Annotated in this window: 9 protein-coding genes; 2 read left to right on the top strand and 7 right to left on the bottom strand. The window is 60.3% G+C overall.

Annotated elements, in window-relative coordinates; genetic code table 11:
* The 5 genes from JIN78_RS17300 to JIN78_RS10225 all read right to left on the bottom strand — a co-directional run.
* A partial coding sequence (locus JIN78_RS17300) for a hypothetical protein (RefSeq protein WP_234037918.1) occupies positions 1-232 on the bottom strand: 232 nt, incomplete at its 3' end.
* Between the two features lie 1,047 nt (positions 233-1,279).
* Positions 1,280-2,647, bottom strand: coding sequence for an FAD-binding oxidoreductase (locus JIN78_RS17740; protein WP_200391871.1), 1,368 nt, complete (start codon positions 2,645-2,647; stop codon positions 1,280-1,282).
* A 43-nt stretch (positions 2,648-2,690) separates the two neighbouring features.
* Positions 2,691-2,939, bottom strand: coding sequence for a toxin-antitoxin system HicB family antitoxin (locus JIN78_RS10235; protein ID WP_200391870.1), 249 nt, complete (start codon positions 2,937-2,939; stop codon positions 2,691-2,693).
* Positions 2,940-2,942: 3 nt separating this feature from the next.
* Entirely contained in the window at positions 2,943-3,368 is a 426-nt protein-coding gene (locus tag JIN78_RS17860) for a putative toxin-antitoxin system toxin component, PIN family (protein WP_345778147.1), read from the bottom strand.
* A 65-nt stretch (positions 3,369-3,433) separates the two neighbouring features.
* On the bottom strand, positions 3,434-4,222 hold the full coding sequence (locus JIN78_RS10225) for a histidinol-phosphatase (protein WP_200391868.1): 789 nt from the start codon (positions 4,220-4,222) through the stop codon (positions 3,434-3,436).
* Positions 4,223-4,475: 253 nt separating this feature from the next.
* On the opposite strand from JIN78_RS10225, the gene JIN78_RS10220 reads away from it, so the two are divergent.
* Both JIN78_RS10220 and JIN78_RS10215 read left to right on the top strand, forming a co-directional pair.
* Positions 4,476-5,219, top strand: coding sequence for a PEP-CTERM sorting domain-containing protein (locus tag JIN78_RS10220; RefSeq protein ID WP_200391867.1), 744 nt, complete (start codon positions 4,476-4,478; stop codon positions 5,217-5,219).
* Positions 5,220-5,412: 193 nt separating this feature from the next.
* Complete coding sequence (locus JIN78_RS10215) at positions 5,413-6,480, top strand: phosphate acyltransferase (RefSeq protein WP_200391866.1); 1,068 nt, start codon at positions 5,413-5,415, stop codon at positions 6,478-6,480.
* Here JIN78_RS10215 and JIN78_RS10210 read toward each other — a convergent pair.
* Together JIN78_RS10210 and JIN78_RS17735 are read right to left on the bottom strand one after the other, a co-directional pair.
* Positions 6,477-7,337: an alpha/beta fold hydrolase gene (locus JIN78_RS10210; RefSeq protein ID WP_200391865.1), complete on the bottom strand. Its 861-nt coding sequence runs from the start codon at positions 7,335-7,337 to the stop codon at positions 6,477-6,479. The genes JIN78_RS10215 and JIN78_RS10210 overlap by 4 nt on opposite strands.
* Entirely contained in the window at positions 7,312-8,169 is an 858-nt protein-coding gene (locus tag JIN78_RS17735; RefSeq protein ID WP_200391864.1) for a transglutaminase-like domain-containing protein, read from the bottom strand. The genes JIN78_RS10210 and JIN78_RS17735 overlap by 26 nt, the downstream gene beginning before the upstream one ends.
* Positions 8,170-8,332: the final 163 nt, after the last annotated feature.

Below are 8,332 nucleotides of genomic sequence, written 5' to 3'. Positions count from 1 at the left end.
CAGAAGCCTCAACACCAACCTTGAAATCGACGAATAAATAGCCAATCTCACGCCAACGACCACCGAGAGTTTTAACGACCTGTGGGACATCCCCGTAGATAGTCTGGTCGGTAGTAAGAAAGGTCGGACCAAAAAAACTTGATCCGATTTGCATTCTCTTAAGTTTCATCTCTTTCTTGTTAGGTGAGTTGAGTTTAATGTTAATCCGTGCAATGAAGGTATGACCAAACAACAGCTATTGATCGGTATTTCCGAGCACTCTTTTTGGTAGTTTTGGGCTTCGTCGCCGTGTTGAAATTCGTCGTCGCCATCATGAATGCATAGAATTGGGAAGCGGTGGCAGTGCCTCCTTATGCGGGGTGGTAAATTTTTGGGAAGTTGGTGGGTCTGGATTGTGCGGCGGCAAAGATGTCGCAGAGACGGGTTACTGCTGTAAGTGTCAGTGACGCTGAGGAAGAGAGCGGTAGGGAAGCCTCGCCGAGGCTTCCGTGAGAGGTTGGGGGTCGAACGAGTCAGGCATTGGAGGGCGAGAAGGGTTCAGCCCTCAACCCCGGGACGTCTCGTATGGGATTTTCGCCCTCGGGGCGGTTATAGGGAGTGTGGTCACTCCTGACCACCGCAGAGTCCTCGTTCAGGCGCGGAGGCGTTGTTAGCGTTCGAGACATCAGGAACCAGCGGCGGGAAGGCGTTTTGGCGAGGGGACATCACAGGCTTGCTGGAAACGATGGCGGGGCGTGGAACCCAGGGCCTTGCCCTGGGCTGGTATGGGATGCCCCGTTGGGGCAGACGTGGCACCCTGAACGTTTTTCCGGCACCCCCCGTCTAAGCGCGGAGGCGTTGTCAGTGGTTGAGGCATCAGGAACCAGCGGCGGGGAGGCGTTTTGGCGAGGCGAAATCACAGGCTTGCTGGAAACAATGGCGTGGCGTGGAACCCAGGGCCTTGCCCTGGGCTGGTATGGGATGCCCCGTTGGGGCAGACGTGGGATCCCGGGCGTCTTTCCGGATTCCCCTCGTCCAAGCGCGCAGGCGTTGTCAGTGTTCGAGGCATCAGGAACCAGCGGCGGGAAGGCGTTTTGGCGAGGCGCCATCACAGGCTTGCTGGAAACACTGGTGGGGCGTGGAACCCAGGGCCTTGCCCTGGGCTGGTATGGGATGCTCCGTTGGGGCAGACGTGGCACCCCGGGCGTCTTTCCGGAACCCACTCGGACGCTGGTAGGGAAGCCTCGCCGAGGCTTCCGGAAGCTCTCGAAGAGGGTTCTCACCTGAGGAGGGAGCGAATTTACTCGTCGAGGAATTTGCCGGGGTTGAGGGTGTTGTTTTCGTCCAGGGCGGCTTTGAGGGCGCGGTGGAGGCGGTAGCTGTTTTCGCCGATTGCTGGTTGGAACCAGCGCTTCTTGGCGAGGCCGACGCCGTGCTCGCCGGTGATCGCTCCGCGGTTGGCGAGGATCCAGTTGAAGAGCTGGTCGAGGGCTTCGTCGGCGGGCTTCTTTTTCTCGGGATCGTCGTAGTCCTCGACCATGAGGTTGACGTGGATATTGCCGTCGCCAGCGTGACCGAAGCAGGCCACTGGAATGTTGGTGTTTTTGGCCAGTTCCTGGGCATATTCGACGAGTTCGACGAGTTTGGAGCGGGGGACGACGATGTCTTCGTTGAGCTTGGTGAGCCCGGTGGCGCGCAGGGAGTAGGAGAATTCGCGGCGGAGCTGCCAGACCGCTTCGCAGGCGGCGTCGTCTCGATGGCTCTCGATGGCGAGGGCCCCGGTTTTTTGCAAAAGGTTCTCCAGCTCGGGCAGTTCGGCTTCCACGGCGGAGTGACGGCCGTCGATCTCGACGATGAGGTGGGCCTCTCCGTCGGGGAGGGCGTCGGCCCCGAGGTAGTTGCGGGCGGCCTGCAGGGTGAAAGCATCGGTGATCTCGAGGGCGGAGGGGAGGTGGCCGTTGTTGAGAATGGCTTGCACGGCGGCGGCGGCGTCGCGGAATTGGGGGAAGGTGGTGGTGAGCATGGCGCGGCGCTGGGGGTGGGGGATGAGGCGCAGGGTGGCCTCGGTGACCACGCCGAGGAGGCCCTCGGAGCCGACGAAGAGTTCGGTCAGGGAGAAGCCGGTCTTGTTTTTGTGGCAACGGCCGCCGGTGCGGATGATGGTGCCGTCGGCGAGGACGACTTCCAGGCCCATCACGTAGTTTTTGGTCACGCCGTATTTGAGGCAACGGGGACCGCCCGCATTGGTGGCGATATTGCCACCGAGGGAGCATTCCTTGAGGGAAGCGGGGTCGGGGGGATAATACCAACCCTTCTCGGCGGCGCGGTCTTGCAGGGCCTTGGTGATCACTCCGGGCTGAATCACCGCAAGGCCGTCCTCAGGGGCGAGTTCGAGGATTTGGTTCATGCGGGCCACGGAAAGGACGATACCGCCAGTGATGGGCACGGCCCCGCCGACATAGCCGATGCCTGCTCCGCGGGTGGTGACGGGGATGCCGTTCTGGTGCGCGTAGGCGAGGGTTTGCGAGACGTCCTCCGTGCTTTCGGCGAAGACCACGATTTCGGGGGACGCCGCGAAGTTCCATTTGTCGATGGAATGGGTGGCGAGGTCGGCTTCGGCAACCGAAACCTTGTCCGGGCCGAGAAGGGCAATGAGAGCGTCTTTCACGCCGTCAGGCTAGGGCGCGGTAGCGGGAAGGGCAAGGGGGGAGCTATTGGGGCTCCGGAAGACGATCTTTTTCGTCGGGTTCGACATCCGGAACTCTGGATAGCAATTGATCGAAATCAGCGAGATTGGCCCTCGTTGCCTTGGCTTTCAGTTGTTCAATGGTGCGTAGGGTCGAGACTTTCTCCGTGAGGGTAAGAGCAATGAACTGGTTGAGTGAGACGTGGTCGTTTTCGGCCATTTCTTTGACCGACTGGTGGAGAGAATCCGGAATTCTGATACTCAGGGTTGCCATAGTTTATGAGTTGTTTAGGTTGATTTTGCAGAGTCGTTCCCAAGGGGTCATGACGGTGACTCCTAGAAGGGAGGAGGAGCGAAAATCTTTGAGATTCTGGGTGATGATAGGAAGGGACCCTGCCGCAACCGCCAATTCGAGCACGAACTCGTCGTTCGGATCGCGGAGCCAAGGTCTCCATTTGAAATGGATTTCTTGAAGGTCTGAAAGGGAAAGGAAGGCGTCGAGGAATTTGGTGATGTCTGTGCGCGAGAACTGGGTTGGGAGGATTCCGGGGCGAGTGAGGACAGCTTCGTATTCAAAGAAGAGAGCAGGAGAGATCACCGGGGTCAGGCGGCCTTGTCTGACCTCTTTGAGAAGGAGGAAAGCTGCGCCTTTCTGGGATCGAAGTCCTGAGACGATGACGTTGGTATCAATCACAACCCGCATCCGTTCTGAACCGTATCCGGTATCGTGAGCGGTGCAAGGGGCGATTTTCGTCTTCGCTCATCGGGTCACAAGCTCTCCCGCACTTGCAGGCCCACTTCTTGGGCGAGGGCGTGGGCTTGGGCGAAGTCGCGGGCCACCTCGGCGGGGGAATGGGCGTCGGAGTTGATGGTGACGGGGATGCCGGCTTCGGCGGCGAGGGCGAGGAAGTCGCGGGCGGGGTATTGCTCGGCACAGGGCTTGTGCCAGCCAGCGGTGTTGATTTCGAAGATTTTGCCGGTTTCGGCGAGGGCGGTGATGGTGGGTTCGTAGTAGCGGCGCAGGTCGCCGGGAGGAGTGAAGGCGAACTTCTTGATGAGGTCGGGGTGGCCGCAAAGGTCGAAAAAATCAGCGCGCACCATGGCGGTGTAGGTGGTCCAGTAGTGCTCCCAGAGGTCCTCCAGCTCGGTCGCGGTGAGGTTTTTCCAGTGGGAAAGGTGGGCGGGATTGTCGAAGTCCCACTTGCGGCCACCGGGGCCGGGGAGGTAGTGGACGGAGCCGATGAGGTAGTCCCAGTCGTGGTAGTTGCGCAGGGTTTCGAGGTGGTCTTCGCAGCCGGGCAGCCAATCGCATTCGAGGCCAACTTTAACGGTGAGGCGGTCACCGGCGTGGTGGCGGGCGGCGGCCACCCAGTCGAGGTAGGCGGGCAGGTCGGCCGTGGCCATGCGCCAATCGTCAAAGGGCTCGGGCACATGGGGGGCGTGGTCGGAGATGCCGTATTCCAGGAGTCCGGCGGCGAGGGCGGCATCGATGTATTGGGCGGGCGTGCCCTCGGCGTGGTGGCAGAGGGGGGTGTGCGTGTGGTGGTCGCTGATCACAGGGGGGCACGCTAGGGGCTTTGCAAGCGCAGGCCAAGACCGGGAACGTGGGAAATGCCGCGAAAGGGCTTCTTCTGACTAAAAGGGTGTAAAAAAAGAGGGATCCTGTCCCAACAGGGTTTCGGGCGGAGAATAGGAAAGGGAAGGATAATTGGTTGCTGCGATCTCAGGAAAGGGAAACCAGCGGCTGATTAGCCCGACTGAATCAAACTCAAAACGAATGAAAAAACTCTCCATTACCTTAGCCTCAGTGATGACTGGGGCTGCCATGAGCACCCATGCCTCCGTCGTTCTTTACAGCCACACCTTCGATGATACGGCCAACGATTCCACCCCCGCGTTGCAGGTCTTCGACAATGGGAACAGTCACTCCGACTCGATTGCGGATGGCTCCTTGCAGGGCAATGGCAGTGGTGCGGTCGGCTTCAATACCGTCACGACTCTGGACCTGAGTTCTTATCCCGAATTCACGATCTCCTTTGTGGTTGAGAATAATTTCAGCGCCATTTCTGGTTCGGGTTTGAACGGGACCTTTTTTGGTCTTTCCTTCAACGACCCTTCACCCGACTCCAATCCGGTCAACGGAACGGCTCTCTACAACAATACCGGATCCAGTCTTGGTCTCCAGGTCGGTTCGGGTCGGGGAACGGCGGCCAATACGGAGTGGTATTTGTCATCCACTTACAGCGCGATTGGTGACTTCAGCGATGATGCGGTGGATGGGTACACCATTTCCATTCGTTTTGCCGAGGACACGGCCACCGGGAATACAGACCTCACCATCACGTCCGAGGGGTTGGCCACTGACCTCAACTTCAATACCGTGGCTGGCACAAATTACGCGAACTTGGCCGGTCTGGTTACTCCGAATGTTTCCACCCAAGGGGGCACCTTGAATCTGGACAGGCTCACCATCACCACGGTCCCGGAGCCCTCTTCAGTGGGGCTCTCGCTTTTGGGATTGGCCATGCTTCTTGGTCATCGGCGCCGCTCTTGAAGGAGCCGCCCGGATTCTCTGGTCAGTCATCCCTTCGGGGGTGACTGTTTTTTTGTAGGGGGGAAGAGGGGGCGAGAGTTGGGAGGCTTCCGCTGGCGGTGATAGAAAACGGCGCTTTGCCATTGAGGTGAACTGCAGTCCTGTCTAGAGTCTTTGGAAAGCCCGAACGGAATCCTCGGGAAATTGGCTGACTATGAATGAAATCGGAAGTGGGTGGGCAGAGCCGGACGTTTTTACTGGACCCTTGTTCGAGACTTTGAAGCGGCATCCCAAGCGGATTGTTTTCTCCGAAGGGGAGGATCGTCGGGTGGTGCGAGTGGCAGGCGAGATGGTGAAGCTCGGTATCGGGGTGCCCATTCTTTTGGGTAATCGGCAAAAGGTGCGGGCCCTGGCGGAAGAGCTGGGAGTGAAGATGGATTTCATCAACGTGATCGATCCGACACAGGCAGACGACTTGGAATTATTCACGGAACGGCTGGTGCGCATTGAACGCCTGAAGGGAATCAAGCTGGCAAATCCTCGCGAGACGGTGAGCCGGGGGCATTTCTTTGCCGCGATGATGATTCAATATGGCCAGGCTGATGCCATGATTGGGGGGAACGAGCTCCTTCCCGCCACGATTCACCGGGCGCTGGTGCAGTTGGTCAAACCCATGCCGGGGGTGGGGCATCCCTTCACTTGTGCCATTATGGTTTCGGAGAAATTGGAGCACTTTGGACCGGATGGGGTTCTTTATCTGGCGGATTGTGGAATCTCGGATTGCCCCAACGTGACCGAGCTCACCAATATTGCGGTGGAGACCGGCCGCTTGGCTCATCACTACGTGGGCCGTCGGGTGCGGGTGGCGATGTTGAGCCACTCGACGATGAATTCGGCGGCAAATGACTCCGCAGCGCGGGTGCGGGCGGCTACGGAGGCGGCACGCGCGGTGGTGCAGCAGAATCGCTATGATATTGAAGTCGATGGCGAGCTGCAGGCGGATGTGGCGCTCGATCCTGAAGCGGCGGAGTGTAAGCTTCCTCAAATGGAAGGGCGTCCGCGGGCGGATGTGTTGGTCTTTCCCAATCTGGATGCGGCGCACATTGCCATGAAGCTGTTGCGGCACGTGGGGGGAGCGACGAAATACGGTCAGCTCGTGCTCGGGCTCACTCGTCCAGCGGCCCAGGTTCCCCGCACGGTCACCGAGCGTGGTCTTTTGGGTACCGTGGCGGCGGTGGGAGCGGAAGCGATCAAGTATCACGAGATTTTCCCCGAGGGCTAGTCCCCGGGGGTGGCGAGCACCTCGTCGAGCCAGTGGCCGAGGTCGGCGAAGACCTCGGCCCGCTGTTCATCGGCAAAGGGTTCGTGGCGGGCTTCGGGATAGAAGTGGAAGCGGAAGTTGTCGCGCTTGAGGCGGGCAGCGTAGGCTTGGCAAATGTCGGGGGGGCAGATGCGATCGCGGCCTCCCTGGGTGAGCAGCAGGGCCGTGTCGGAGGGCAATCGCCCGGGGTGTTGGCGAACTTGATCGCTGAGGGCGATGAGGGCATTTCCCCAGGAGAGGGAGATGCGATTGTGGAACTGCAGGGGCTCGGTGGCGGATTCTCCGGGGAGGTATTGGCGGCACATCTCGGCGCGCACTCCGGTGGAAACGGTCAAGGTGGGCAGCAGACGCGAGAGTGGGCGCAGCAAAGCGGGCTTCCAGGGAGGCTGACCAGCCTTGGCGTCGAGGAGGGGCGAGCTGATCCAGCTGAAGGTCGGGGCTTCCTCCAGCTCTGGTAAAAGCGCGAGGGCCAGCAGACCTCCGACGGAATGCCCGCCAAAGCCCACGGGATTTTCTCCCGCCAGTTCGCGGGCTTCCGTCATACCCAGGCGGGCTACCGTGCGCACGATTTCGAGCGATGGCACGTGGCCGCGGCGACCGGGGGAGAGGCCATGGCCGGGGAGATCGCAGGTGGCAAAGGCGAGGCCGCGCGCGCCGAAGTGGTTGGCGATCTCCTCGTAACGTTCGCCGTAGTCACCTTGCCCATGGAGGAAAAAGAGGGCGCCGCGCAGCTGGTCGGCGGGAGGTTGCCAGCGGTGCCAAGTCAGGGTCTCGCCGGCAATGACGCGTTCTTCAGACGAGCGAGATATCGAGTTCATCTAGACTATCGGTCAGCTCGGTAACGAGGGCGAGGTCTTCTTCGGAGCCGTTTTTGGTGAAGGCGTGGGCGAGATTGGAGAGGACGCGGCGCAGCATGTCAACCTGCCGGGCGGGGGTGGCGAGGGCCTCGCGACTGGTGGCCGAGATGCCGGGATTGTTGGCGATGATCTGCTTCACGGCCAGGGTGCGGGCCTTGTTGTAAGGGTCGATGACCAGAGGGCCGGAAGAGGTGTCGGTCCAGCAAAGGAAGTGGCCGGGGTAGTTGCAGCCGTAGATGGGAATCTTGCGCCGCTGGGCCACGAGGGTGAGGATGAGGGAGAGGGAAAGGGGATTTCCGGCGCCATTTTCCAGCACGGCAGCGAGGTCGGAGTTGCGCGGGTTGTAGTAATCCTCCTTGTTGGGCTTCAGCTTGCCGCTTTCAAAGAGCCAGCTGGCGAGCGGGATGGGATCGTTGAGCTCCAGATCGGTGGATTCCTCGGCAAGCTCATCCAGCATATCGGAGAGGGAAGGGCGGAGGGAGACGCCATCGTGGAGATAATCGGAGATCATGCGCAGGAAGGCTTCGAAAAGCTCCCAGTCACCGTCGGGTTGCAGCAAGGCCCGCGAGGGCGTGAACCAGGCTTCGCGGAGGGCCGCGCGGCGGGCAGGGAGAAGGAGCGTGGATAGAATCTCGCGATCTTCTCTGGAAAGGTCGACTCCCAGGCCGGCGATTTGATCGCTCAGGTCACCACCGAAGTTGGCCAACTGGGCCGATACTTCGCGCCGCACATCGGGCTGCTCGTCGTCCAGCAGTCGCAGCAGATAGGGCAGGGTGGTGGCGTTGTCTCTCACAAGACGAATTGGTAAAGATTAGTGAAATAAGAGGCCAGTGCGGCTTGCGACTGCAAGGGGGCGGACCCACGCAATCGCCTTTTCCTTTTCGGCTTCCGGTTGTGTCATGAGGCAGGGGCGGACTGACCGCGTGCCGAGGATCGTTTCTTCGGGCCCTGGGTGC

The organism is Roseibacillus ishigakijimensis, assembly GCF_016595415.1.
Classification (GTDB): domain Bacteria; phylum Verrucomicrobiota; class Verrucomicrobiia; order Verrucomicrobiales; family Akkermansiaceae; genus Roseibacillus; species Roseibacillus ishigakijimensis.
This window is presented reverse-complemented; position numbering and strand designations above follow the sequence as displayed.

What these genes read in the sequence shown, in the direction of transcription:
- JIN78_RS10210 (WP_200391865.1), bottom strand. Translation starts at nt 7,337, where the DNA reads ATGAACTCGATATCTCGCTCGTCTGAAGAACGCGTCATTGCCGGCGAG.
- JIN78_RS10235 (WP_200391870.1), bottom strand. Translation starts at nt 2,939, where the DNA reads ATGGCAACCCTGAGTATCAGAATTCCGGATTCTCTCCACCAGTCGGTC.
- JIN78_RS10220 (WP_200391867.1), top strand. Translation starts at nt 4,476, where the DNA reads ATGACTGGGGCTGCCATGAGCACCCATGCCTCCGTCGTTCTTTACAGC.
- JIN78_RS10215 (WP_200391866.1), top strand. Translation starts at nt 5,413, where the DNA reads ATGAATGAAATCGGAAGTGGGTGGGCAGAGCCGGACGTTTTTACTGGA.
- JIN78_RS17860 (WP_345778147.1), bottom strand. Translation starts at nt 3,368, where the DNA reads ATGCGGGTTGTGATTGATACCAACGTCATCGTCTCAGGACTTCGATCC.